General features: G+C 55.9%; 29 protein-coding genes and 1 riboswitch. Of the genes, 8 read left to right on the top strand and 21 right to left on the bottom strand.

The features are described 5' to 3' along the window. The first annotated feature begins 21 nt into the window (after nucleotides 1–21). Nucleotides 22–1,023: a nicotinate mononucleotide-dependent phosphoribosyltransferase CobT gene (cobT, locus tag ACYQ04_RS04420; protein WP_460129855.1), complete on the top strand. Its 1,002-nt coding sequence runs from the start codon at nucleotides 22–24 to the stop codon at nucleotides 1,021–1,023. 96 nt (nucleotides 1,024–1,119) lie between these two features. Here the strand turns inward: cobT and ACYQ04_RS04415 are convergent, their stop codons facing one another. From ACYQ04_RS04415 to ACYQ04_RS04395, 5 genes are all read right to left on the bottom strand, one after another. Continuing rightward, nucleotides 1,120–1,452, bottom strand: a complete 333-nt coding sequence (locus ACYQ04_RS04415; RefSeq protein ID WP_460127648.1) for a hypothetical protein — start codon at nucleotides 1,450–1,452, stop codon at nucleotides 1,120–1,122. 91 nt (nucleotides 1,453–1,543) lie between these two features. Beyond that, nucleotides 1,544–2,128: an adenosylcobinamide amidohydrolase gene (locus ACYQ04_RS04410; protein ID WP_460127646.1), complete on the bottom strand. Its 585-nt coding sequence runs from the start codon at nucleotides 2,126–2,128 to the stop codon at nucleotides 1,544–1,546. A gap of 287 nt (nucleotides 2,129–2,415) precedes the next feature. Continuing rightward, nucleotides 2,416–3,759 carry an ATP-binding protein gene (locus tag ACYQ04_RS04405; RefSeq protein WP_460127644.1) on the bottom strand — a complete coding sequence of 448 codons (1,344 nt, stop codon included), beginning with the start codon at nucleotides 3,757–3,759 and terminating at the stop codon, nucleotides 2,416–2,418. A 151-nt stretch (nucleotides 3,760–3,910) separates the two neighbouring features. Continuing rightward, nucleotides 3,911–5,233 carry a TldD/PmbA family protein gene (locus ACYQ04_RS04400; protein WP_460129853.1) on the bottom strand — a complete coding sequence of 441 codons (1,323 nt, stop codon included), beginning with the start codon at nucleotides 5,231–5,233 and terminating at the stop codon, nucleotides 3,911–3,913. A gap of 10 nt (nucleotides 5,234–5,243) precedes the next feature. Beyond that, nucleotides 5,244–6,662 (bottom strand): TldD/PmbA family protein, encoded by a 1,419-nt coding sequence (locus ACYQ04_RS04395; RefSeq protein ID WP_460129852.1) that lies wholly within the window; start codon nucleotides 6,660–6,662, stop codon nucleotides 5,244–5,246. Between the two features lie 126 nt (nucleotides 6,663–6,788). Between ACYQ04_RS04395 and ACYQ04_RS04390 the strand changes: the two genes are divergently transcribed. Together ACYQ04_RS04390 and ACYQ04_RS04385 are read left to right on the top strand one after the other, a co-directional pair. Next, nucleotides 6,789–6,935: a hypothetical protein gene (locus tag ACYQ04_RS04390; protein WP_460127642.1), complete on the top strand. Its 147-nt coding sequence runs from the start codon at nucleotides 6,789–6,791 to the stop codon at nucleotides 6,933–6,935. Between the two features lie 75 nt (nucleotides 6,936–7,010). Then, entirely contained in the window at nucleotides 7,011–8,138 is a 1,128-nt protein-coding gene (locus ACYQ04_RS04385) for an MFS transporter (RefSeq protein WP_460127640.1), read from the top strand. Nucleotide 8,139: 1 nt separating this feature from the next. On the opposite strand, the gene ACYQ04_RS04380 is transcribed toward ACYQ04_RS04385, so the two are convergent. From ACYQ04_RS04380 to ACYQ04_RS04320, 13 genes are all read right to left on the bottom strand, one after another. Next, complete coding sequence (locus ACYQ04_RS04380; RefSeq protein WP_460127638.1) at nucleotides 8,140–8,433, bottom strand: MazG nucleotide pyrophosphohydrolase domain-containing protein; 294 nt, start codon at nucleotides 8,431–8,433, stop codon at nucleotides 8,140–8,142. A gap of 40 nt (nucleotides 8,434–8,473) precedes the next feature. Continuing rightward, nucleotides 8,474–9,154 (bottom strand): aspartate/glutamate racemase family protein, encoded by a 681-nt coding sequence (locus ACYQ04_RS04375; RefSeq protein WP_460127637.1) that lies wholly within the window; start codon nucleotides 9,152–9,154, stop codon nucleotides 8,474–8,476. A gap of 114 nt (nucleotides 9,155–9,268) precedes the next feature. Beyond that, complete coding sequence (locus ACYQ04_RS04370) at nucleotides 9,269–10,075, bottom strand: mechanosensitive ion channel family protein (protein ID WP_460129851.1); 807 nt, start codon at nucleotides 10,073–10,075, stop codon at nucleotides 9,269–9,271. Nucleotides 10,076–10,139: 64 nt separating this feature from the next. Then, nucleotides 10,140–11,345, bottom strand: coding sequence for a bifunctional phosphopantothenoylcysteine decarboxylase/phosphopantothenate--cysteine ligase CoaBC (gene coaBC, locus ACYQ04_RS04365; protein ID WP_460129849.1), 1,206 nt, complete (start codon nucleotides 11,343–11,345; stop codon nucleotides 10,140–10,142). 47 nt (nucleotides 11,346–11,392) lie between these two features. Then, nucleotides 11,393–11,911 (bottom strand): hypothetical protein, encoded by a 519-nt coding sequence (locus ACYQ04_RS04360; RefSeq protein ID WP_460127635.1) that lies wholly within the window; start codon nucleotides 11,909–11,911, stop codon nucleotides 11,393–11,395. 86 nt (nucleotides 11,912–11,997) lie between these two features. Further along, nucleotides 11,998–12,378: a DUF190 domain-containing protein gene (locus ACYQ04_RS04355; protein WP_099210940.1), complete on the bottom strand. Its 381-nt coding sequence runs from the start codon at nucleotides 12,376–12,378 to the stop codon at nucleotides 11,998–12,000. A 4-nt stretch (nucleotides 12,379–12,382) separates the two neighbouring features. Then, nucleotides 12,383–12,754: a fluoride efflux transporter CrcB gene (gene crcB / locus ACYQ04_RS04350; RefSeq protein ID WP_460127632.1), complete on the bottom strand. Its 372-nt coding sequence runs from the start codon at nucleotides 12,752–12,754 to the stop codon at nucleotides 12,383–12,385. 4 nt (nucleotides 12,755–12,758) lie between these two features. Then, the gene (locus ACYQ04_RS04345) at nucleotides 12,759–12,989 is read right to left on the bottom strand and encodes a hypothetical protein (protein WP_460127630.1); all 231 of its coding nucleotides are present in this window, start codon (nucleotides 12,987–12,989) and stop codon (nucleotides 12,759–12,761) included. Then, entirely contained in the window at nucleotides 12,949–13,104 is a 156-nt protein-coding gene (locus ACYQ04_RS04340) for a hypothetical protein (RefSeq protein ID WP_158523825.1), read from the bottom strand. The genes ACYQ04_RS04345 and ACYQ04_RS04340 overlap by 41 nt, the downstream gene beginning before the upstream one ends. Then, the gene (locus tag ACYQ04_RS04335) at nucleotides 13,091–13,525 is read right to left on the bottom strand and encodes a hypothetical protein (protein WP_460129848.1); all 435 of its coding nucleotides are present in this window, start codon (nucleotides 13,523–13,525) and stop codon (nucleotides 13,091–13,093) included. The genes ACYQ04_RS04340 and ACYQ04_RS04335 overlap by 14 nt, the downstream gene beginning before the upstream one ends. Continuing rightward, on the bottom strand, nucleotides 13,482–13,826 hold the full coding sequence (locus tag ACYQ04_RS04330; RefSeq protein ID WP_460127628.1) for a hypothetical protein: 345 nt from the start codon (nucleotides 13,824–13,826) through the stop codon (nucleotides 13,482–13,484). The genes ACYQ04_RS04335 and ACYQ04_RS04330 overlap by 44 nt, the downstream gene beginning before the upstream one ends. Beyond that, on the bottom strand, nucleotides 13,805–14,476 hold the full coding sequence (locus ACYQ04_RS04325; RefSeq protein WP_460127626.1) for a DUF6062 family protein: 672 nt from the start codon (nucleotides 14,474–14,476) through the stop codon (nucleotides 13,805–13,807). The genes ACYQ04_RS04330 and ACYQ04_RS04325 overlap by 22 nt, the downstream gene beginning before the upstream one ends. A gap of 9 nt (nucleotides 14,477–14,485) precedes the next feature. Then, the gene (locus ACYQ04_RS04320; RefSeq protein ID WP_460127624.1) at nucleotides 14,486–15,352 is read right to left on the bottom strand and encodes a prenyltransferase/squalene oxidase repeat-containing protein; all 867 of its coding nucleotides are present in this window, start codon (nucleotides 15,350–15,352) and stop codon (nucleotides 14,486–14,488) included. Between the two features lie 16 nt (nucleotides 15,353–15,368). Beyond that, a riboswitch (Fluoride riboswitch) is annotated at nucleotides 15,369–15,430 on the bottom strand. A 95-nt stretch (nucleotides 15,431–15,525) separates the two neighbouring features. Here ACYQ04_RS04320 and ACYQ04_RS04315 point away from each other — a divergent pair. Continuing rightward, complete coding sequence (locus tag ACYQ04_RS04315) at nucleotides 15,526–16,224, top strand: archaemetzincin (RefSeq protein ID WP_460127622.1); 699 nt, start codon at nucleotides 15,526–15,528, stop codon at nucleotides 16,222–16,224. Here the strand turns inward: ACYQ04_RS04315 and ACYQ04_RS04310 are convergent. Then, the gene (locus ACYQ04_RS04310; protein WP_460127620.1) at nucleotides 16,214–16,669 is read right to left on the bottom strand and encodes a peroxiredoxin; all 456 of its coding nucleotides are present in this window, start codon (nucleotides 16,667–16,669) and stop codon (nucleotides 16,214–16,216) included. The genes ACYQ04_RS04315 and ACYQ04_RS04310 overlap by 11 nt on opposite strands. Before the next feature lie 94 nt (nucleotides 16,670–16,763). Here ACYQ04_RS04310 and pyk point away from each other — a divergent pair, with 94 nt between their 5' ends. The 3 genes from pyk to ACYQ04_RS04295 all read left to right on the top strand — a co-directional run bounded on the left by pyk (nucleotide 16,764) and on the right by ACYQ04_RS04295 (nucleotide 21,346). Next, nucleotides 16,764–18,200, top strand: a complete 1,437-nt coding sequence (gene pyk, locus ACYQ04_RS04305; RefSeq protein ID WP_460127618.1) for a pyruvate kinase — start codon at nucleotides 16,764–16,766, stop codon at nucleotides 18,198–18,200. Between the two features lie 47 nt (nucleotides 18,201–18,247). Beyond that, a complete protein-coding gene (locus ACYQ04_RS04300; protein WP_460127616.1) occupies nucleotides 18,248–19,981 on the top strand; it encodes a P-loop NTPase family protein in 1,734 nt (577 codons plus the stop codon). A gap of 105 nt (nucleotides 19,982–20,086) precedes the next feature. After that, nucleotides 20,087–21,346: a methyl-accepting chemotaxis protein gene (locus tag ACYQ04_RS04295; RefSeq protein WP_460127614.1), complete on the top strand. Its 1,260-nt coding sequence runs from the start codon at nucleotides 20,087–20,089 to the stop codon at nucleotides 21,344–21,346. Here the strand turns inward: ACYQ04_RS04295 and ACYQ04_RS04290 are convergent. Both ACYQ04_RS04290 and ACYQ04_RS04285 read right to left on the bottom strand, forming a co-directional pair. After that, a complete protein-coding gene (locus tag ACYQ04_RS04290) occupies nucleotides 21,336–22,004 on the bottom strand; it encodes a Kae1-associated kinase Bud32 (RefSeq protein ID WP_460127612.1) in 669 nt (222 codons plus the stop codon). The two genes, ACYQ04_RS04295 and ACYQ04_RS04290, sit on opposite strands and share 11 nt — an antisense overlap. Next, complete coding sequence (locus ACYQ04_RS04285) at nucleotides 22,001–22,309, bottom strand: hypothetical protein (protein WP_460127610.1); 309 nt, start codon at nucleotides 22,307–22,309, stop codon at nucleotides 22,001–22,003. The genes ACYQ04_RS04290 and ACYQ04_RS04285 overlap by 4 nt, the downstream gene beginning before the upstream one ends. 180 nt (nucleotides 22,310–22,489) lie before the next feature. Here ACYQ04_RS04285 and thsB point away from each other — a divergent pair, with 180 nt between their 5' ends. Further along, nucleotides 22,490–24,145 (top strand): thermosome subunit beta, encoded by a 1,656-nt coding sequence (thsB, locus tag ACYQ04_RS04280; protein ID WP_460127608.1) that lies wholly within the window; start codon nucleotides 22,490–22,492, stop codon nucleotides 24,143–24,145. Nucleotide 24,146 lies beyond the last annotated feature (1 nt).

Genomic DNA, 24,146 nt, shown 5'->3' with positions numbered 1-24,146 from the left:
AAAAACTCCACGGTGGTTGGAATGGAGAGCCTCTTCCTTCTCGTCTTGGGCAACACCGAGATAAGCACCGTGCCGGGAATAAGCGTTGCCGGAGCGACGCCAGAGCTGACGAAGCTTACACCGGTCGCCGACGCGGAGTACCTCTTCCACGAGAAGCCCCTGACGATTGATGTGATTCCCGTAACGCCAGAGGGCCACCCGACGCCGGCCATAATCACCAAAGCGGCAAAGGAGCTCGCGGACTTCCCGGTTCTCGTCGTCAGGGGTGGAACTTATCTTGCCCCGCTCGTCCCGCACGTCCACATCAGCGACGCCGTCGGGCGGGACTTCAGAAAAGAGCCTGCCCTTCCGGAGTTCGGCGATATAATCAAGCGTGCCAAGCTCTTCGGCGAGGAGCTGAACAAGACGCCGGTGAAGGAGCTCGTAATCGGAGAATCAACTCCGGGAGGAACGACAACCGCCCAGGCCGTCCTCTGGGCACTCGGCTACGAAGCGAGAACCTCCTCAGCCTCTCCGGACAATCCTCAGAGCCTCAAGGAGAAGGTCATCGCCGAGGCATTCGAGAGGGCGGGAATTGAGAAGGGCCAGCTGAGGGACAACCCCCTCGAGGCCCTCAGGCAGTTCGGCGACCCTATGATGGCTACCGTAATCGGCATCGCGCTCGGCTTTAGGAGGGACATCGTTCTGGCCGGCGGAACGCAGATGCTGGCCGTTTCGGCGCTCCTCAAGGCCCTCGGCGAGGATTTAGGCAGGTTCATGATTGCAACGACCAAGTGGGTCGCCAACGACAGGAGCGCGACCTTCCTCGAAACCGCGAAGGAAATCGGGATAATCACCTACGCCGCCGACCTTGACTTCTCGAAGAGCGAGTTCAAGGGACTGAGGGACTACGAAAAGGGCTACGTCAAGGAGGGAGTTGGAGCCGGAGGAGCAACGTGGCTGGCCGTTAAGGCTGGCTTCTCGCCGAAAGAAGTCAGCGCGAAGGTCAAGGAGCTGTACAGAAGGCTCATGGAGATGGGGTGAGTTCTCGCAGGAGTTCGGCTTTCACGCCCTCTTTGACCTATAGCTCCTTCGGAACTTCTTTTATTTAACCCCTTCCGTATCTGGAAGTACGACATATCACACTCCCGTTTCTCCCGCGCGCTCCCCCTTCAAGGCGTCCATTGCGTGGATGAGCGCGAGGGCGAGAACTGAGACAGCGGTAACCCCGGCGACTGGCGGGGAGCGCTCCGCGAGGAGAACCGCGGGAATGGCAAAGGCGTAGAGAAGGGCAACGTCGAGGAGTGCCTTCTTCAGGTGTAGCTTCCGCCCAACAAGCGCGCCGATGTTGATGAGGATGTATCCTAACGCAAGTGTCGTGCCGGCGTAGAGGGGAAGCAGGGCAACGCTTCTGCTTGAGCCCACGAGGTAGTAGAAGATTGCTCCGATGGCGATTGCTCTCGCGACGTTCACCAGTAACCGCCGCAAATGTCCCCACCGGTGAAGCACTACTGGAAGAAGTATTTAAATCTTTCTCTAGCTAGTAGGGCTTGGCGGTGAGGTCTCAACATCTCGTCATCTCCCACTTTCTTAAACTCTCCTCAAGCGCCTCCCTGACCGCCCTTCCGATATCGAGGCCGAGCTTCGTCGCCGTTCCAGCCCACTCCGTTTCGCCCTCGAGGGCAAAAACCCCGATGCCGTCGCTTGTCGTTCCGGTGGCCTTGTATCCGAGGCTCAGGAGGGTGTAGGTTTTTGCCTCCGTCGCCGTCATTATCGCGTTGGCCATCGCGCCGATGGTCAGGCCTTCTTCGATGACAAGGGCGATGTTTATCGTCCCGGGTTTCCACGGTGGCGGCTCCTCACCCGCTATCGCAGGGTTGGTTATTCCTGCGGTAACGTAGGCCTTAACGCTCCCGCTCCTCGAAATTGCGAGCACTTTGCCGATGTCCGCGGCCGTCATGAAGCCGACGAAGTTTTTCAGGTTGTGCTCTCGCTCGAAGACAAGGCAATCCCTCTTGTAGTCGCCGGAGTAGTTCTTTGGAACCTTCATGAAGAAGAATCCGCTGGCCAGAGTTAGACCGCCCCTGTGAGGAGCGTTGCTCAAAGCTCTCATCGGCTCATCAAAGGGCAGGATGAAGTGGTCGGACATGGCATCACCCTCTGTTTTGACCGGTTAGTTTTCCCATCCTCGAGGTCCCAGACTAATCAGTCTTCGACTTTTAGGGATTCTCCCCTCAATGCGCCTGCCAATCAACTCGTAACTCCCCCCTACCTTCCAGTCCCACAAGCTCGGCCTTTCTCTCAAAGGTCCTTTAGAATTCCCATTGCTTTCCTCTCGTTCGACTCCTTCCACCTGACCTCACCGAAAAGCACTTTCTTCCGCCCGTTCAAGGTAACCCCTCCAAAGAGATTATCCCCCAATGCTTCCCTCCAACGTCAGAGCACTGCGTTGAAGTCCCCCAGATCCCAGACGTGGTAGCCTTCATTATTGAGCCCTTCTTTTCCTTCCACTCTCTTCGCAATCAACCCGTAGCCCTTTTCCCACCCGTCAAGTCCTACGAGCTCACTCTTCCGCTCCAAATCCTTCAAAATCCCTCTGGCCTCCCTTTCACTGAGGCTCTTCCACTTAACCTCGATGAAGAGCGCCTTCTTCTCCCTCTCATTCAAAGCGACGAAGTCAATCTCCTCTCCTTTTCTCCACCACCTGCCAATCCTCGTGAATCTGAGGGGAAGTTCTCCTGCCCTGTTCAGCTCGATAAGGAACTGCTTGGCAACTTTCTCAAACACCGGACCGAGGTAATGGTCGTAGTCCCGCTTAATCTCCTCAACGTCAAAGACCCCCTCCTCGATGGCCGAGAGGTTTGGATGGACGAAGCGGAACCAGAAGGCGAGGAAGTTGTCGGCCACGTAGTAGCGGCCCCTCTTCGAGTTCGGTTTTTCGGTTACCGGAACCTCCCTGACGACGAGTCCAGTTTCGATTAAGTTCCTCAAGTAGGGTGTTATGTCGGAGTGCCTCATTCCGATGAAGTCCCTTATCTCCTTGGGTGTCGTTCTGCCGAGGGCTATCGCCTCAAGGATTCGCCTGTAGGTCCTCGTCTCCGTGAACTCGTACCTCAGCAGGAAATCCACCTCGTCGCGGAAGAAGCTCACGGGGTTTCTCAGCTCCCGGTCAAGCCACTTCCAGAAGGGCAGCCGGACCTGCGTTATGTAGAATGGAATACCATCGGTCATGCCGTAGACCTCTACGAGCTCCTCCCAGCTTGCGCGGGGAAAGAACTCCCGCAGGTGGAAGAACTTCAGGGGTTTGAGCTTCATTGAGCCCGTCCTCCTTCCGTAGAGGGGACTCTTATAGCTGAGCACCTTCTCCGTCATCATGCCCACGGAGGAGCCGAGGAGGATGAGCTTCGTCTTTGAGTTCACAAGGTCGGTGTCAATCGCCCGCTGGAAGACGCTCAGAACCCCCGGGTCTTCCTTAATCAGGTTGGGAAACTCATCTATGATGATTACCCTGCCCCTGAGGGCGTGGAGCAAACTCTCCCAGTTCTCCCCGGCGTACCTCACCTCCGGGAAAACTCTGCTCGCAGTCTCTCGAAAGTGCCTCAGGTTGTCCCCCTCGACGGCCAGGTAGTAAACGTGGGGAACGTCTTTCACCGCTTCGAGGACGAGACGGGTCTTTCCGACGCGCCTTCGACCGTAGATAACGATTAATTCAAATTTCCCGCTTGGGAGCCGTTCTCTCAACGCCTTAAGCTCTTCCTCTCTGTCTACGAACCTGACCATGTGATAATCACCGTTATGATAATCTCAATTATCACTTTAAGCCTTCCGCCGCTACCGCAGACATCTTCACAAAGCCTGGATGGATGGAAGCTCGCCACCGGTGAGCGTGTACTGAAAGACACCCCAAAAATAGGGAAATTGACGGCGAAGCTCACTTCGTCGCCCTCGTTATGCCGACGTCCTTAACGAGGACATAGGGCGTGATTACAGGTCTCGAAACCTCCCACCAGTGCACCTGGAACGGCTCGTTGCCTATAGCGACCACGTTGCTCAGAATCCTCCCGAGGTTGTCGCTGACGCGGATGTTCCGTATCGGCTTGAACTCGCCGTTCTCGACCAGGAAGATTCCGTCGCGCGGTATCGTCGAGAAGTCGCCGGTCACGTAGTTCTGGAATCTGGTGTACCAGACGTTGGTGATGTAGATGCCCCGCTTAACCTCGCTGAACAGCTCAGCCTTGGAGTAGTCGCCCGGTTCGAGGACGAGGTTCCAGGGCCTCGGCATTACCAAGCCGGCGTTGGCGGTTGTCTCGGTTCCGTACTTCTTGGCGAGGCTCGTGTTGAGGAGGAACGTCTTGAATGTCCCGTTCTCTATGACGGTGGTTTCCCTCGTCGGAACGCCCTCGTCGTCGAACTTCCTTGTGCCGTAGCCGTTGGGGAGGTTGCCTATATCCTTGAGCGTTACCAGCTCGCTCGCGACCTTCTGACCCAGCTTTCCGGCCAGGAACGAGAAGCCCGCCTCCGCTGCATAAGCTGAGAGCATGAAGCCCATGTAGCTGAGAAGGTTCGCGAAGGCGAGCGGGTCGAAGATGACGTCGAACCTCCCCTCGGGCCCCTGAACCGGGTCCTTGGCCATGTGGGCAATCTCGCCGGCCTTCCTTCCGGCAAGCTCAGGGTCGAACTTCTTGAGAACCCTCGCGGAGCACGTCCCGTGTCCGCTCTCAAGGTCGCCCACAAAAGCGCGAACGCTTATCTCTATCCCCGTTCCCTCGTCGAAGGCCTCAACCCCGTTGCTCGTGGTCAGGTAAAGCCTGTTGTGGTCGGTGTAGAGAACCCCTGCCACGCGCTTCGCCCCCTCGCTCAGGGCGGTGTTTATGGCAATCTCGACGTAGTCGTTCGGCTCGTCGAGCTCAACTATCGCCTTATCGAAGGTCTCTGGGATGTCTTTATACTGGAACGGCCCCTCGGCGATGCCGTAGTAGTCCTCCTTGGGCGAGAGGTTCTCGATGTTCTTCTTGAGGGTCTTCAGAACCCGCTCGACGTTCTCCTCGCTCAGCTCGGTTATCGTGGTTGTGGCGATGCGCTTGTCCTTCTCGACGAAGAGTTCCACCTTCCTCTCGTGCCAGTGCTTGGCAACGGTAATCTCGTTGTTAGCAAAGCGCACCTGCCTCCTGTTCGTTTCGTAGCTCAGAACGACGACGTCGCCGAAGCCAAGCTCTTCAGCTTTTTTGAGTATGAACTCATTAAGCTCGAACATCGCCACCACCTCACGGCCTCCTCAGAGGTATGTCCCTAAGCCTCGCGTGCGCTCCACCCATCCAGACGGGGACACCCTGTCCAGGCTCGCCCTTGCCACAGGTTCCGGGGTAGAACTCGACGTCTTTACCAACGGCGTCAACACTGCTCCACAAAGCTCTCGTGGTTATCTCAAGGATTGGCCTCCTGACGGGGTGCTTTATCTCGCCGTTCTCGATGAGATAGGCTTCCCTGCCGATGTACCTCTGCTGGTAGCGTCTGTCGTCTATGTTCCACTCGTTGAAGGACACCATGTAGACGCCGAGCTTTATGTCCTCAATCAGGTCCTCAAAGGAGTGGTCACCGGGCGCGAGGTAGGTATTGGCCATTCTCACTATCGGCTCGCGGTTGTAGTTTATTGCCCTCGCGGCCGCGTTCGAGCGCTGGCCGAGCTTTGCCGCGTACTCCCTGTTGGTTAGGAACTCGGTTATGATTCCGTTCCTAATCAGGTAGCGCGGTCTCGCCTTTACGCCCTCGTCGTCGTAGAGATAGAAGCCCCAGCTGTTCGGAATCGTCGGGTCGTCTATGACGGTGACTACCTCGCTCCCGATTCTCTCGCCGAGCATGTCTGGCTTGACAAAGCTCTCTCCAGCTTGAGCGGCTTCCCTGCCGAAAATCCTGTCAGACTCGTAGGGATGCCCGACGCTCTCATGAACCGCTATGCCAGCGACCTCTGGGCTTATGACGAGGTCAACCCTTCCTTCCGGTGGCTTCTTGCCCTCCGTGATGAGCCTCTTCAGGGCTTTGACGTCCTTGACCGCCCAGTTCCATGGCTCGTCCTTCTCGATGAGCTCGAAACCGCCGGAGAAGGCCCTCTGGACGAAGGGGGCCTGCTCCATCTGACCGTTCTCGAAGACGACGAGGTTGTAGACAACGGAAACGCGCGGGATTTTGCTCTTCACGTAGGCGCCTTCGCTGTTGACGAAGACCTTCTTCCAGAGCTGGTCGGAGTACATTAAATAGCGCATCGGCACGTTGACGCCGGTGGCTTTAACCTCCTCCTCAATTTTCCTCAGGATTTCGAGCTTCTCCTCCGGGGAAATGTCCCTGAAGTCCTTCTTCATCTTGACCTTGTAGGAAACGCGGTGGAAGTCCTCATCGCTGAACTCAACCGGCTCGTTTCTGACCTGGGAAGCCGCCTTCGCCAGCTTGACGGCCCTCTTAACGGCCTCGGCGACGCTTTCCTTAGTTAGAACGTTCGTGCTCGCGAACCCCATTCCGCCGTTGGCGAGAACCCTTATCCCTATTCCCCTGTCGGCCTCGATGCCCATTCCCTCGGGAGAACCGTTCTTCATGGCCAGATGAGTCCCGCTCTTCTCCTCGTAGCGGGCCTCGGCGTAGGAAGCGCCAAGCTCAAGGGCCTTCTCGACCGCGAACTCCAAAAGCTCCATGCACATCACCTCGGATTACTGCATAGAATAGTTCACGGGGGAGTATAAAAGTCTTTTCGTTCAGATAGTGGTCGAAATGAAGGGAAAGTTTAAGTCTCCCATGACAGGGGAAGATTAGGGGTGGAAATGGGCAGAGGGATACATCTGAAAACGAAAAAGCTTGAAGCGGAGGAAGTTAGCGAGGAGGAACTCAGAGAACTTGAGAAACCCTCCAAAGAGACCCTTGAAAACGGGATTCCCTGGGAAGAGGCTAAGAAGGAGCTCGGTCTTTGAGGTGCCTGGAAAGCGGGAGAACGTTTACGAATAAAGCAACGAAAACGTTTAATGAAAAAACCCGCACCTTTAACCATGGACTACGTGGGGCGGTTCTACCTATCAAGCCTCCTTCATATGACGTTCTACTCGGGCTTCTACCTAATCTACCTTCGGAGCATCGACCTCACCGACGGTCAGATTGGCTTCCTCATTGGCCTCTCGCTCGTTCTCGTTGCCCTGCTTGAGGTTCCGACAGGAATCGTGGCAGACAAAATCTCGAAGAAGGCGAGCGTCCTGCTCTCTAAACTTCTGCTGGTTCCCGGGACACTCCTCCTCTACCTCGCGCACTCCTTTACAGGCGTTCTCATCGCAACCCTCCTCAATTCGCTCGCGGTCGCGTTCCTAACCGGCGCGGAAACCGGCTGGCTCTACGAACTCCTTTCCAGAGACGGAAGGGAGGGCGAGTACCCGAAGGTTTATGGAAGGTTGAGGTCGTTCGAGATGGTCGGAGGCTTCGTCGGGGCCGTTGGCGGAGGTTTCATCGCGCACTCCCTCGGCATGCGCTCCGCCGTTCTCCTAAGCGCCCCCTTCGCGCTCCTCTCGGCGCTAATCCTCGCCACGGTTCCGGCGGACACCGCGAGAAGCGGAACTTCCTACGGTAGGCACCTGCTCGAAAGCCTCTGCTTCGTCAGAAACTCCCCCGAAGTCCTCTGGCTCTTCCTCTACGCGAACCTCATCGGGCTCCCTCTTACTGCATTTACGTCCTTCATGCAACTTTACTTCTACGGCGTCATCGCTTCCGTCATGGCTATCTCGTGGATTTCCGCAGGCTACACCCTGATAAGCGGAATCTCGTGGTACGTTGACTTTGGAGAAAAGGGCAGGGCCGTCATCTGCCGGTGGTCCCCCGTGTTGATTCCATCTTTAACCCTCCTCGCGGGGCTGAACGGCTACCTCGGCTTCCTCACGCTGGTTCTTGGGAGTCTCTTCTTTGCCCAGGCGTTCAAAGAGTGGCAGAGACGCTTTCAGAGGGCAATTCCGGACGAGAAGAGGGCCACCATAGGTTCGTTCTACTCCCTGTTCACTGCAACGCTGAACGGAGGTCTAAACGCCTTGGCCGGCTGGCTCTACGGGCGCGTTGGGATAGTGGAGGGTCTCGTTCTGCTGTCCCTCGGTTTCCTCCTGCTCGGAGCCGGAACAGCCCTAAAAAAAGACATATGAGTCAGAACTTCTCCTCGCACTCGCACGGTTTCTTCCCGCAGTAGGGGCAGACGCCGGGGTACTTCTTCTTAGCCGCTTCCCCCAAATCAACGCCGAGAAGGTTCGCCAGACTCGCGAGCCACGCCAGAACGTCGGCAAATTCTTCCTCCATTGCCCCGCGGTCGTTCTTCCTTATCGCCTCGCTTAGCTCGCCGACCTCCTCGACGAACCAGAGGAAGGTCCTATCAACGCCCCTCTTTGAGTCCTTGTGGAAGTAGATTTCCTTAATCATCTCCTGAAACTCACGGATTTCCATTCTCTCACCCGGGGAAAAGGGGAGAGGAGGGCCTTAAAAATCACTCGCTCGCGAGGTCGATGAGCTTGCGCATATGAATGTCGACGGTGTCAAAAACTTCAGCATCGACGTCTCCGGCCTTGACGATGAGCGGGAGCTCCGTGCAACCGAGGATGACCCCTTCGATGTCCTGTTCTTTGATATAACGGTTGATTAGGTCTATTATCCAGTCCCTGCTCGCGAAGTTGCCGAGGGCGAGCTCCTCCTTGATTATCCTCTCAACCTCCTCGATTTCCTCCGCGTTCGGCGTCAGGACTTCGAAGCCGGCCTCGCGGAGGGCGTTCTTGTAGAAGTCCGCGGTCATGGTCGTCTTCGTTCCAAGGAGGAGGGCCCTCTTAACTCCCCTCTCCCTCATCTCCTCGATGAGTGCATCTATTATGCTGACCATCGGCGTGTCAATCGCATTCTGGACGTCGGGAAAGACTATGTGGGGGGTGTTTGCCGTCAGGGCTATTATCTCCGCACCGGCTCTCTCAAGGGCCTTCGCCGCGTTGATGAGTATCTCCTTCCTGCCCTCCCAGCCCCTCGGGTTGTCCACGAACTCCTTGAAGTTTATAGAGTAGATTATCAGCTCGGGATAAACGTTGGGCTCGAAGCGCTCCCTGCTGACCTCGAGGTACTTCCTGTAATAATAGCAGGTTGACTCCGGGGTTGTTCCTCCTATAAGGCCTATCCTCTTCATCCGGCTTCACCAGAGGTAGTAACCCGGGTTTGATATGAACCTTTTGGTTTAAAACGAAAGGTTTGAGAAGGGACCCGCACACAAACTGCGGGAAAAGGAGGAAAAATACGAAAATCATTCGTTCTTCAAGTGGACGTCGAGCTGCGGGAACGGAATCTCTATGCCCTCCCGGGTGTAGAGCTCGTAGATTCCCCTCGTGAGGTCGCCCTTAACGGCCCAGTAGTCCTCGGTCTTCGCCCATGCTCTGAGCTGGAGGTTTATAGAGGAGTCCGCGAGGGCCGTTATGACGACGCTCGGTTCCGGCTCATTGAGAACCTTCGGGTGGCCCTTCATGAGGTCCATCGCGAGCTTTATAGCCCTGTCAAGGTCGGTTCCGTAGGCGACGCCTATGTCAACGTCCACCCTCCTCGTGGGCATCCGTGTGTAGTTGGTTATGACGCTCCCCCAGACGAGCTTGTTGGGAATCGTTATCAGCTTGTTGTCCGGAGTCAGGAGTTCGGTTCCCATCAGGCCGATGTTGTTGACCTTGCCAGTTTTGCCAGCGACCTCCACTACCTCCCCTATGTCAACGGGCCTCAGCGCGGCGAGCCAGACACCAGCCGCGAGGTTCGTAAGCGTGTCCTGCAGGCCGAAGCCGAGGATTAGGCCTATCACCGCCGACAGACCGAGGATTACCGGCGACACCGAGACCCCAACGGCCCCGAGGGCCACGATGAGGACTATCAGGTAGAGGCCAATGGCCAGAAACCTGCCGAGGAACTCGACGACCAGCGGCGGGAGCTTGGTCTTTCTGAGGGCCCGTTTGAAGGCCCCAACGACGGCTCTCGCAATGACGTAACCCACGATGAGAATCGCGAGGGCAGAAATCAGCTGAAACGGCGTCACCCCAACGTAGGGGAGCGCCTGGTTTAGGTTCACCATACCAACGACCTCCATACGAAGTTTTATCAAGAAAGATGGGAAAAAGGACTTAAAAAGGTTCGGGTTAGATAAGGCGCTCAACCTCGTCCCAGAGCCTCTCTGCCAGCTCGCGCTTGTCCATTCTCGGGAGCTTCTTAACACCATCGCGGGTAACGAGAAGGACCTCGTTCTCCTCGCTTCCGAAGGCACTGAGTGTATTCGCAACGACGAGGTCGCTCCCCGCGCGCTCAATCTGCTTTCTGGCTTCCTCGATGAGCCTTTCCTCGCCCGTCTCGGCCTTGAAGCCCACGAGGAATACGTCTGGCTGAAGCTCTTTAACGCGGTCTATTATCTTAGGCGTCGGCTCGAGTTCAAGGGTTAAACTCCTGCCGCTCTTGATTTTTTCGCCCGCCCGGTTTTTAACCCTAAAGTCGCTGACCGCCGCGGCTAAGACGACGACGTCGTATTTCTTCGCCTTCAGCTCGTTTTCTATAGCCTCAAGCATCTCCTCAACAGTTTCCACCTCAATCTGGTTCTCGACGAAGCTCGGGACGCTCCCCTTCGTCCTGATGAGCGTGACCTCCGCCCCCCTGAAGTCCGCCTCTTCGGCTATTGCAACGCCCATTCTGCCGCTGCTCGCGTTGGTGATGTAGCGAATCGGGTCTATGTACTCCCTCGTCGCGCCTGCCGTGACGAGAACGCGCTTCCCCGCGAGGCTCTTGGGGTGGAGCTTCCTGATGACGCGGTAAACTATTTCGTCGGTCGTCGCGACCTTCGCCTTGCCCTCCTCGAAGCGGGGGCCGATAAACTCGACGCCCAGCTTTTTGAGCTTCTCGATGTTCTCAACGACTATCGGGTGCTCGTACATGCTGGAGTGCATCGCCGGGGCTATCATAATCGGGGTGTGGGCGAAGGCGGTGGTTACAACGGTCGTGACGGGTGTGTCGTCTATGCCACAGGCTATCTTGCCTATGGTGTTCGCGGTCGCGGGACAGACGAGAACCAGGTCGGCCTTGTTCTCGTGGTCTCCGGCCAGCTCGACGTGCTCTATGAAGCCAGTAATCTCGGTCACGACGGGGTTTCCGGTGGCGAACTCCATCGCGTAGGGGTGGATTATTTTTTGAGCGTTCTCGCTCATCACCGCGTGCACTTCCGCGCCGTGTCTTATGAGCTCCCTTGCCAGCTTGACGCACTCGACAGCGGCTATACTGCCCGGAATCGCGAGAACGATTTTCTTGCCGACGAGCTTCCGGCTCTTGGTCGCGTAAATCAGCCTAACGTGGTGAAGCATCGGAACCACCGAGAAGAGTTGGGAGGGGAGGTTAAGAAGTTGTCGAGTTAAACGAGGGCTATCTCCTTCCCCGATGAGTTCGGAACGTTCGCCCTGAGCTGGATGAAGAGTCCCCCATCAACGATTGAGCTTCTGACCTTCTCGGTTTTGAGGAGGTTCACTTTACCAATCGTTAATTTGAGCACGGTGTCTATGAGCTCCTGTGGGGCGTCCGCGGAGGTGCCAACTATTATAGTGTCTGGGTAGAACTTGCTGACGTTGTAGAACAGGAGCACGACGACTGGGTATGAGCCCGTTGAGACGTCCACCCTTAGGAGAAACGCCTCGTGAATCAACCTCGCCCCGGTTTTCTCCTCCACTATCGTGACCTCAACCGGAAGCTCCACCACCGACGCCAGTCTGAGCAGAAACCTTTCAAGCGTTCCCTTTGAGATGGTCGTCCTCACGACGACGCTCTTCGCATCGTCACGATAGTACACCCACTGGAGCTTGGCGTCCTCCCTGAGGATTACCCCCATAACGTCGTTGAGCCTCTTCACGGGAACTTCGAACTCAAGCGACATCATCTCTATCCCCTCTCAGGGGTTACTGTAACGTTAGTTTGTGAGAAAGTCGAGTTAAGGCTTTATTAAGTTATTGGATTTTGGTTGTACTATTCCTCATGAACCGCGTCCTCTTCGAACTTCTTAACTTCCTCCTTCGTTCCGACCCACACGACGAGGGTGGGCTCAACGGTTATCATGCCGTCCTTAATCATCGGCTTGATTTCACATATCGCTTTCTCTATCTTGAACCCCCTGTCCACGACCTCAATCACGATGGGCAGGTCCGCCGAGAGGCGCATGACGTCGCTCGAGTGTATGTGACTCTTCTTTCCGAAGCCGTAGATGCCCCTGTAAACCGTCGCCCCGGCTATGCCCATCTCGCGGAGCTTTTCAACTATCGCTTTGTAGAGGGGCTTCCCCTTCCAGCGGTCGTTTTCGCCGATGTATATTTTCAGCCTGAGGGTGTTCCAGTGCTCAACCTCAACCATGCAATCACCTCCTTGCCACAATGAAGCCAAGGAAGACTAAGCCGATGGTTACAAAAACGTTTGCCAGCACGTTTAGGCCCGCTATGAGGTACTCCCTCTCGCGGAGGAGCGAGAACGTTTCGTAGGAGAATGTTGAAAACGTGCTCAGCGCACCGCAGAAGCCCGTCCCAAGGAAGAGCCTCCACTCGGGCGTGACGTCTATTCCCCAGAAGAGCAGCCCATAGAGGTAGCCGAGGATGAAGCTGGCCACGCTGTTTACTAGTAGGGTTCCCACAGGAAAGTCCCTGTAGACCGGCAGCAGTCCCGATAGATAGAACCTCGTGAGTGCACCCAGCGCCCCTCCGAGTGCGACCAGGGTTATTAGCTTCGCGTTCATGCCATCACCTCTGCATGTACCTCTCGGCTATCCTGAGGATCTCTTCCTTGGCCCCGTTTCCACCGAGGAGTTTGTTTCGTGAGGAGAGTGCAAAGAGCTTCATGGCCAGGTAGAAGTTTTCGTTCAGGACGGTGGTGAGTTTAAACCGCAGGGAAGCTATTTCACGGGAGAGCTCGAAGAGCTCCCTAACGTCATCAACGTTGTTCCCCTTTGGGTGACCTGAGGAGTCTCTCATTTTCAGCCCTCAGCCGGGCTATCTCCCTCCGCATGATTTCGGCATCCTTTAAAGCTTTTTGGTACTCCTCCCTGAGCTTCTCAAGTTCGCGTAGAAGTTCTTCAACCCTTCCCACTTCCCTCACCGAACGCGGATGACATGTAATAGTGTATCAGCTCCTCCACCTTCGAGTAGTCCCTTTCCGGCATGCCGAGCATCTTCCTCAACCTCTTGTTCTCGGCTATCATCCCCGAGAGCATTATCGCCAGGTTCTGATTGTCCATGGCTGAGTAGTACGTTTTGAACTTTAAGGGGGACCAGTGGCCTTCGAGCTCGTAAAGTTTCTCCTCAAGCCCGTTTATTTCCTCTTCAATTTTTCTTAGCTCCTCGTCATCAACTTCCTCGTCAACGTATCCATCGAGGAGGATAATCCGAAGTGCTTCCTCAATTCGAAAGCCGTGCTTTTTGCTCACTTCTTCTATTTGCCGCCACAGGTCGTCGGGTATTGTGAAGCTAACCTTTCTCCACCTTCCCTTTGCCCACACCGTTATCTTCATCCCCACCACCCAGCATCTTCCTGAGCCTTTCGTTCTCTTCCCCGAGCTCCTCACGGAGTTTCATCATGTACTCCCTGTCGGCCTTGGCTTTTTTCTCGAATTCAACGAGCTCTTCGTAGTGTTTCTCCATCTCCTCAAGCTTTCTTCGAAGTTTTTCCCGTCTCTCAAGCAAAATCCTCAGCTTGAGGACTCTCAGCGTTCTTTCAAGTCCCTCAACGTCCCTCAATCTCGCCTCTATCTCTCGCCTGTTCCTCCTGACTGCGTCGAGTTCCTCACCGCTCACCTCAATCTCAACGGCCAACGCTTCTCCCTCCTCTCCCGGCGCTGGGAATGAGGCCCTACCTCCCTCCCGACCAGAAATTCAACGGCCTCAATGACTGCCCTCTTTTCCTCCTCACTCGGTTTCTCCTCGGACCTGTAGTCAAAGCTCTCGATGAGCCGCACGAGCCGGGCGTCAAGCTCCCGAAGCTTTTCCTTTTGAACCTCTTCGAGACGGGTTTTAAGGTTCTCGTCTTCTACGAGTTTGAGGATTTCCTCGTAGTGCCTCCTGCAGAGTATCGATGGGGATTCCGCATAGGCATCGAGGAGCTCCGGCAGTCTGTCGGCGATGGACTCGATTAGCGTTCTCTCCTTCTCTCTTGAAAGTCTGCAGAGGAAGCACTCATCTTCCCCCACTTTTCCGGAGAGGTAGCTCCTAAGAACGTCCTCGTATATGACGGAGACCCCGTGGGGACCAAGGAGGGGGTTGGAAAGGGCGAGGTGGAGGACCTTCCACGCGTGATACGTGCAGAGCCCGCCGCTCCCCCTGAACTCCCTCCGCACCTCGGGGTCGTTGGGGTGCTCGTAGAGTATCGTTTCAATCTCGGTTCTCTCGAACCTCTCAACTAACCTGCACACCGGGCAGCCCGGCTCGCTCATGGCGTTCCTCAGCTCTAGCTCGATAACGTCCATAGGCCTTCACTAAACGAAGCGTGAGGCGAACTCTACGACTGCCAGCGCACGGTAGGTGTTCTGGAAGTTCGAGATTCCGAGTTCGATACTCCTCCTGAATCCCCCGTTGGGATTCTGAAGCTGGCGGATGAACCATACGTGCCTCCTCGGACAGGAAGGCGTCTCGTCCTGAATCTCCAGCCCCCTGGAGGCATAGAACGTCGGCTCTAGGTAGGGCGGAAGACTGTAGGGCACCTCGGTAAAGCCTCCCCAATCACCACAGAGCTCGCAGTTCCTGAAGTGGGGACTCTTCGGCGGATGATAGCCGAGTTTGCGAAGGCTGAATATCGCCTGATACGTCATAGTCGTAGTCGGCTGCTTGACGCCGTAGCCGTTGCCGTTGCGGAACTTCATGACGAACTCCCTTATGGCTTCCCTCTCGTCGGGGTTAAACTTGAGGCCGATGGCATCGAAGGCCTTTGTGACCCAGTAAGTGGCCTCGAGCGGCGTTGCCGTTCCAAACTCCTCACTCCCCCCGAGTCCAACCGCGAACTTGCCCTCCGCCGGGTTGTACTTGGTGAAGACTATCTCACTCCTCTCCCTCGCCACGTCCTTGGCCCCGAGAACGGCCAGCCCCTCAAGCGCCATCGCTATTGCCACGACGGCCGTCTGGGGCTGTATCGCATTTGCAAGGAACTCTATAGTCTTCTCGGGCTCTGGAAAGTCCAGGTCCAATAGCTCGTAAATCTTGACCGCGTAGTAGGTGTCGTTTACGTTCGTATCGTCGAGAAGGCTCACGAAGCAGTACCCTCCGTCCTCGTGGCGCCTCTCTCCCACGTATTTGAGAACCGCATCAACGTTAACGTAACGGGCAATCCTGTCGAACTTGGAGACCATACCCTCACCCCCCGGACGCAGAACAGGCGTCATCAGGCCCGGCGGGCCGTTAGGGCGGACGCCATCGCCCGAGCATTCACTTCCAGTGGTGACTTAAAAACATCTTGGTTCAACCTTCTAAAAGAACGCTTATAAAGATTCTCCCGCCTAAGTCATGAGCGGCGGTGGAATCCATGGAGTTCATCGGTTTCACATACGTTACCAACTTCCTCAGCGAAACGCTTGAAAGGACAATGTTCGAAGTCGTTGATGACGCTAACAGGCTTCTAAAAGACCTCGACCTCCCGCTGAGGTTTCTCTATCTGGACAGCCTGACCCTCGAACCCGGTTACTTAATAACGGTTGAGACTCCCGAGGGCAGGGTCAGATTATATCCCCTCGAGGTCCTCGTTGATTTCCTTGACTATCGCCTCAAGGTTGAGCTCGAGAAGAACGACGGAATAACCATGAACAAAATCCTCGGTTTGATAAGCTTCCCTCTCGCATCGAGGAACCGCTACTTCGACTTCTACGAGAGCTTCCTGGGGTTCCAGGCGGAGAGGCTCGGAAGGAGGATAATGGTGCTCTCAATGAGACCTTTTGAGTCGGACGTCCTCAGAATGGTCATCAGAACCCTTGAGAGTCCAAACGTCGAGGAGGACGTCAAACACCTCGCCAGAAGGGTCCTTCCCCGTGAGCTCGAGACCTTCAAGGGACGCCTCCTCAAGGGCATCCTTCACGAGGTCGGCCACGCCTTCGGCCTCGAGCACTGCTCCAACCCGTGCGTTATGAACCCGCCGGCGACGATTGAGGAGTGGGACTCCAGACCCGCCATCTTCTGTGACTCCTGCATGAAAAAACTGAAGGAGAGTCTTGGGAGCTTCACCCTTTGAACTCTCTGGCAACCTTGAGAACCCTTTCGGCGTGCCCCTTTGCCCGGACGTTGCGCTTCTCCCACACGATTTCTCCATCGGGGTTTATGATGAACGTGCTCCTTATGACTCCCTCGTACTCCTTTCCGTAGCGTTTCTTCTTGCCCCATGCGCCGAGGGCCTTGATGAGCTGAACCTCCGGGTCGCTCAGGAGCTTTACCCTTAACCCGTGCTTCTCCTTGAAGCGCCTGTGGCTCTCAACAGAATCCTTCGAGACTCCAATCACCTGGAAGCCGAGCCTCTCGAACTCAGAAAGCAACTCGGTGAACTCCTTTGCCTCGGTCGTACAGCCCGGCGTGTTGTCCTTTGGGTAAACGTAGAGAACCGTCCACCTGCCCTTTACGATGTCCCCAAGCCTGACCTTCCGGCCCCCTTCGTCGTAAACCTCAACTTCAAGGAACCCCATAAAACCACCGGGGCTTTTAGGGCGCCCTAATTAATAAACCTTCCGCGGGAAACGTTTTTTAGCGGGAGCGCGTAGTCCCTTCTTAGGTGGTAGCATGAGACTTCCGGGGCAGAAGACGAAGATTATAGCGACCCTCGGCCCGGCTTCGCTCAAGGAGAAAACGGTTTCTGCGATGGTCCGCGCTGGCATGAGCGTCGCGAGGCTCAACTTCGCCCACGGCGACCTCAAACAGCATGAGAGGGCGGTAAAGCTCGTCAGGAAGGTTTCGGAGAAACTTGACAGACCCGTCGCGATACTCGGCGACCTTCCCGGCGTCAAGATTCGTGTTGGGGAAATAGAGGGCGGTTCCGTCAACCTGAGGCGCTGGCAGACGATAACGCTGACCACAAGGGATGTCGTTGGAAACGAAGCGGTAATCCCCGTCGAGTTCAAGGACTTCCCGAGGATGGTCTCCAAGGGCGACGTGATTTACCTCAGCGACGGCTTCATAGCGCTCCGCGTTGAGGAAGTCCGGGGTCAGGACGTCATCTGTAAGGTTCTCGTTGGAGGTACGCTGTTCTCCCACAAGGGCATAAACGTCCCGAAGGCGAGGCTGGCGATAGATGCGGTGACCGAGAAGGACTTGGAGTTCGTGGAGTTCTCCCTTGAGGTCGGCATCGATGCCGTAGGAATAAGCTTCGTGGGCTCGGCCTACGACGTCCTCAAGGTCAGGCGCTTCGTTGACTCTCACCACGGAAGGCTGTTCCTCATCGCGAAGATAGAGCGCCCCGATGCGGTCAGGAACTTCGACGAGATTCTCAACGCCTCCGACGGCGTGATGATAGCGAGGGGCGACCTTGGAGTCGAGATGCCCATTGAAAAGCTCCCGATACTCCAGAAGAAGCTCATCAAGAAGGCCAACTGCGCCGGCAAGCCCGTTGTGACGGCCACCCAGATGCTCGAAAGCATGACGCACGAGAAGCTCCCCACCAGGGCTGAGGTCACCGACGTCGCCAACGCCATCCTTGACGGAACCGACGCGGTTATGCTCTCCGAGGAAACCGCGGTCGGAAAGTACCCTGTTGACGCCGTCAGGATGATGGCAAAGATAGCCAAGACCACCGAGGCCTACCGTGACAGCCTCTGGACGAGCAGAACGGTCGAGTGGAAGATGAACGAGTGGAAAGGTCGCGGGCCGACGAAGGGAACGATAAAGGACGCGATAGCGAGAAGCATCATAGAGGCCCTTAACTCGATTGACATTAAGTACATACTCACGCCAACCAGAACCGGCCAGACCGCGAGGCTCATAGCGAGGTTCAAACCGAAGCAGTGGGTTCTGGCCTTCGTTACCAATGATTGGGTTAGGAACACCCTTATGTTTTCCTACGGAGTCTACCCGTTCAAAGTGGAAGAAACGAGCGAAAGGGAGATAATCCGTCTCATAACGGGCCTCGGACTCGTGAGCGAGGGCGACACCGTCCTGCTGACCAAGGGAACACCGATAGGAAGGACCGCGGGAACGAACACCATAAGGATTTTCAACGTCTAACCTCCCCTTCATTAATTCTTATAAACTCCCGGGCGTAGCTTCAGGGGATGAGGCCAAAGCTGAATCCCGAGGCGAGGGCAGTTCACAGGGCAATCCTGTCGGAGATTCGGAGGAGGCTGAGCCTTCCGGGTAGTGAGGCTCATCTTGAGCGCTTTTCCCTTACCAATGACCCGAACGAGATAAGGAGACGGCAGGCCTACCTTAGGGAGAACCTCTCAAAGGTAAAGCCCGAGATGAGGGACCTAATCTCGAAGGTCAGACCGATAAGGTTCCAGCGGGAGTTCCTGAACGACAGGGTTCTCCTCGTCGACGAGTCCGAGGTTGAAGAGGCTGAGTCTTTGAACCTGTGCCACGTCACAACAGACGTCGAGGAGGCCCGCGAGTATCCTATTGTCCTGAGCACCCTCGGCTACGGGGTTGACGTCGAGCTGAAACCTCAGGAAATCGCTCCTGAGCTTTACATTCTACCCCTCTGGAGGAACAGGGAAACTCTGAAGGCCCTCACCAGAATCGGCGAGCTGACCGGCGAGGGGAGCGTTGCTCCGAAAATACTTGAGGCCCTGAAGGAGTTCAAGGAGGTAATGAAGCGCGAAAAGGTTCTCGAATCCCTCGACGAGCTGATCGCGGAGAAGGAGCGCGAGCTCAACGAGAGAATCGGCGAGAGGCTTGAGAACTTCAGCTTGACCCTCAGCGGGAAAGAACTCTTGAGCTTCCTCACCCAGCTCCGCGAGGGGAACTACGACGCCATATTCCGGCACTTCAGCGACGTCGAGGAGGAAATCCTTGAGCTGATAAACGAGGCCGAGCGCGACCTCTCGGAAAGGCTCGGAGTTACAGTGGAGCTCTTCTCGCGGGAGGAGCTTTATCCAATTCGTGTCCCTGCGGAGAGAGTCGAAGAACTCAGGAACCTTCTCGAACGCGAGCTGGCCCTCGAACGCTACCTGAAGGCGAGGAAAATCCTCGATGAGATTGGCCCGCTCATTCCCAGGCTTAAGGAGGAACTTGAGAGGGTTCACGAGCTCGACTTTCTCCTGGCCGTGAGGGAATTTGCGGAGAGCTTTTCGTTCCCGGAAATATGGAGCGGTGGAATCGCGTTCCTGCGCGGGAGGCACCTCTTCATCGAGAACCCACAGCCGGTGAGCTACGTCGTCGGGAGGAAGCCCGAGGAGTTCGATGCTCCGGGAGCGGAGAGAATTCGTGATGAAGACGTTGTAATCCTCACCGGCGCGAACAGCGGTGGAAAGACGAGTTTGCTCGAGCTGATAACGCAGGTTGAGATACTCTTCCACATGGGCTTTCCTGTTCCCGCTGAGAGGGCCTGGCTCGAGCCCCTCGACGAGCTGTTCTTCTTCCGGCGGAAGAGGAGCGTTTACGGGGCGGGAGCCTTTGAGACCGCCCTTAAGTCCTTCGTGAGGGCCTTAAGGGGTGTTGGAAGAAAGCTAATCCTGATAGACGAGTTCGAGGCCATAACCGAGCCCGGTGCCGCTGTGAAGATAATTGGCGAGCTCCTCAAGGTGGCCCACGAGAGGGGCTTTAGGGTCGTTATCGTTTCTCACCTCGGCGAGGACCTCAAGAAGGAGCTCCCCTTCGCGAGGGTTGACGGCATAGAGGCGAAGGGCCTCGACGAGAACCTTAATTTAATCGTTGACAGACAGCCAGTCTTCGGAAAGCTCGGCAGGAGCACGCCAGAGCTCATAGTTGAGAGGCTCGCGAGAAAGGCAAGAGGAAATGACAGGGAAATATACGAGCGGATTCTGGCCTCTTTCGGACGGAATGTGTAGGTCCCTGTGTAGGTAGTTACTACACCTTTTTGGCGTCATGTTCTTACTTTGTTGAATTAGAAAGCTTTAAGTATTTTTAACGCGTACCCTTTCGGGGGATGATGCATGGATGAGAAGAGCGCGCTCATAGCGTCACCGGTTCTGGCCTTTGGCCTGACGATAGTGCCGGCGTTTCTAGCGGGCCCCATTGCGGGCCTAATTGGAGGCATCATCGGCGTGGGCGCAGGGATAATGCTGACGAAGAATATAGCAGGGAAGGCAAAGATTCCTCCGGAGGTTGAGCAGTACCGCAGGGAAATAGAGAAGCAGATGAACGTCATCATAAAAATCCTCGACAGGATAGCAGAGGGAGACCTAACCGTTGAAGACACCGAGCTCAACGGACACCTTCAGGGAATTAGGGAGGCAATAGAGAAAATGCGCCAGAACCTTAACAGAATGGTTACATCGATAAGGGACGCCGCGGAGACCGTGCAGGAGAGAAGCGTTCTCATCAAAGAGAACATAGACCAGATTAGCGAGGCCATACAGCAGGTTGCCGAGGCAATCAACCAGGTCAGCATTGAGGCGCAGAGGGAGCAGGAGAACATCAACCACATGACCGAAACAATGCGCTACATTGATGAGATAGGGAAGGAGACCATAAACACGATGGAGGACTTTGAGAGGTCCATGAGCGAAGTTGTTGGACTTGCCAGGGAGGGTGGCCAGAAGGGCGAAGAGGCCGTCGGGCAGATTGAAGAGATAAGGAACATGATGCTGATGATTGAAGAGACCGTCAAGGGCGTTGCCGAGATGGGCAAGAACATAGCCAACATAACCAACGTGATTACGGGCATCGCGGAGCAGACGAATTTGCTCGCGTTGAACGCGGCTATTGAGGCGGCGAGGGCCGGCGAGGCTGGAAAGGGCTTCGCGGTCGTTGCAGAGGAGATTAGAAACCTCGCGGAGGAGAGCAAGCAGGCCGCCGACGATATCAGGAACATCGTGGAGCAGATTATGGCCAAGATTGACGAGAGCGTCGAGGTCACCGGAAAGAGCGTAGAGACCGTTGCCCAGTCAACAGAAGTCCTCAAGGAGAGCGTCTCGTACCTCACCCACATAGCCGAGCTCATGGAGGAGATGGAGGTCAAGGCCAACGAGCTCAAGAACAAGGTCCTTGAGGAGGGCGAGAAGATAGACGAGGGTCTGCGCTTCCTCGAGAACCTCGCGGCATCCGCGGAGGAAACCACGGCGGCGGCAGAGGAAGTCAGCGCCGCGGCGGAGGAGCAGACCTCGGCGCTGGAGGAGGTCCGCGCAACGCTCGCGGACTTCGAAGAGGTCGTCCAGAGGCTCATGGAAGAAGTCAACAGGTTCAAGCTTTGAGCCAGCTCCGCTCCCTGTACCTTCCCCGGCTCTCTATCTCTTCTATCTTCTCCTCGATTCCCTTTCTCGCTTCTTCGCCGAGAACCTCTGCATAGCCCTCTAAAACGGCCCTAAAGCCATCCTCGAACCAAGTGTAGTGGGTGCTTTCCATGGCCCTTTTGAGCAGGTGTAAATCAACGCCCCTCGCCTCGAGCGTTGAGTCGAAGTCCGCTAAGCCGAAGTCTATGAGGTAGACCTTCCCCCCGCGGAGAATCATGTTACTCGTTGTTAAGTCGCCGTGAACGATGCCAGCTTTGTGAAGCTTACCTATCTGCCTTCCGATTTCCCGGCAAAGCTTCAATCTCTCCCCCATTGGAACGCTTTCAAGGTGCTCCTTCAACCTTTTGCCCTCTATGAACCCCATAACTATTACCATGTCGCGTAGGTTGACCTCGTAGACGTACGGGCAGTTCACGCCGAACTCCTTCGCCCTGTGGAGGATTCGGGCTTCTCTAACGGTTCGCTCCTTCCTCAGTTTGACGTCTATCTCCGGAATCCTGTACCTCTTCGGAACCCTGTGCTTCACGATTACCCTCTCGTTCAGCAGGTCAACGCCAAATACCTCCTCAAAGGTCCCCTCGTAGATTTTCGCCTCGGCCCCCTGGGCTATGAGCCTCATTCAATCACCCCTGCTTCCCGAAGCAACTTCTCATACTCCCCGAGCTCAACCCGAATCTCAACAACGTTCTCGACGTTTATTACAAGCGTTCCCGTCCCGTCTCGAACGACCAGCACGGCCTTATCAACGTTGCCCTCCTTCACCTTCTCCCGCGCGTACTTGAGCTTCTCCCCGTCCGATTTGAGCATGTCGTCGAGGAGGGAAACTTTGTTCTCGACGTCCACCGAGACAATCCCATAACGTTCGATGTCATCTAAGACTTTCCTTGCAAAGTCAGGGGAAAGGTTGTAGACATTTACGTCCATAGACTGCCCACCACCCGTCATTGTTTCCCAAGGTTTTAGCCCTTTCCATAACTATTCTTGAATTTTTCTGTCAATTGACCAAAATTAAACTGAAAATTTGAACAATTTGAACCAAAAATTTATATAGAGCGCTGACGAACTGATTTCGCAAAAAGGTAAAAGGTTTGGAGGAATGTCAAAATGAGCATGAGTGGACAGCCGGTTGTTATTCTCCCGGAGGGAACCCAGAGGTATATAGGTAAGGACGCCCAGAGGCTCAACATCCTCGCCGCGAGGATTGTCGCCGAGACGGTTAGAACAACCCTCGGCCCGAAGGGCATGGACAAGATGCTCGTTGACAGCCTCGGCGACATCGTCATCACCAACGACGGCGCGACCATTCTCGACAAGATTGACCTTCAGCACCCGGCCGCGAAGATGATGGTTGAGGTTGCGAAGACCCAGGACAAGGAGGCCGGTGATGGAACCACTACCGCCGTTGTCATCGCCGGTGAGCTTCTCAAGAAGGCTGAGGAGCTTCTCGACCAGAACATCCACCCGAGCATAATCGTCAAGGGCTACACCATGGCGGCCGAGAAGGCCCAGGAGATACTCGACGAGATAGCCATCAAGGTCAATCCGGACGACGAGGAGACCCTCCTTAAGATAGCGGGCACCTCAATCACCGGAAAGAGCGCCGAGGCCCACCGCGAGCTTCTGGCCAGGCTCGCCGTTGAGGCAGTTAGGCAGGTCGCCGAGAAGGAGAACGGAAAGTACAAGGTCGATATCGACAACATCAAGATAGAGAAGAAGCCCGGCGAGAGCGTTGACGAGAGCGAGCTCATTCGCGGTGTCGTCATCGACAAGGAGGTCGTCCACCCGAGGATGCCGAGGCGCGTCGAGAACGCCAAGATTGCCCTCATCGGCGACGCCCTCGAGGTCAAGAAGACCGAGACAGATGCCAAGATAAACATCACCAGCCCGGACCAGCTCTTCGACTTCATAGAGCAGGAGGAGAAGATGCTCAAGGATATGGTTGAGGCGATAGCCAAGACCGGAGCCAACGTTCTCTTCGTCCAGAAGGGCATTGACGACCTCGCCCAGCACTACCTCGCGAAGCACGGCATCCTCGCAGTCAGGCGCGTCAAGAAGAGCGACATGGAGAAGCTTGCGAAAGCTACTGGCGCCAAGATAGTCACCAACGTTAAGGACTTGACTCCAGAAGACCTCGGTGAGGCTGAGCTTGTCGAGCAGAGGAAGGTTGCCGGCGAGAACATGATATTCGTCGAGGGTTGCAAGAACCCGAAGGCCGTCACCATACTCATCCGCGGTGGAACCGAGCACGTGGTTGACGAGGTTGAGAGGGCGCTCGAAGACGCTATCAAGGTCGTCAAGGACGTCATGGAGGACGGTGCAATACTCCCGGCCGGCGGTGCTCCTGAAATCGAGCTCAGCATCAGGCTCGACGAGTACGCGAAGGAGGTCGGCGGCAAGGAGGCTCTGGCCATCGAGGCCTTCGCTGAGGCCCTCAAGATAATCCCGAAAACCTTGGCTGAAAACGCTGGACTCGACCCGGTTGACATAATGGTCAAGGTCATCAGCGAGCACAAGAACAAGGGCCTTGGAATAGGCATCGACGTCTTCGAGGGCGAGCCGGCCGACATGATAGAGAAGGGCATCATCGCCCCGCTCCGCGTTCCAAAGCAGGCCATCAAGAGCGCCAGCGAAGCTGCCATAATGATACTCAGAATCGACGACGTCATCGCCGCCAAGCCCAGCAAGTCCGAGGGAGGACAGGCCGGCGGAATGGGCGGTATGGGTGGAATGGGTGGCATGGACATGGGTATGGGCATGTGAT

Source organism: Thermococcus prieurii, from assembly GCF_054657655.1.
The sequence above is the reverse complement of the archived record's forward strand: the minus strand, read 5'-3'. Positions and strand labels throughout refer to the sequence as shown.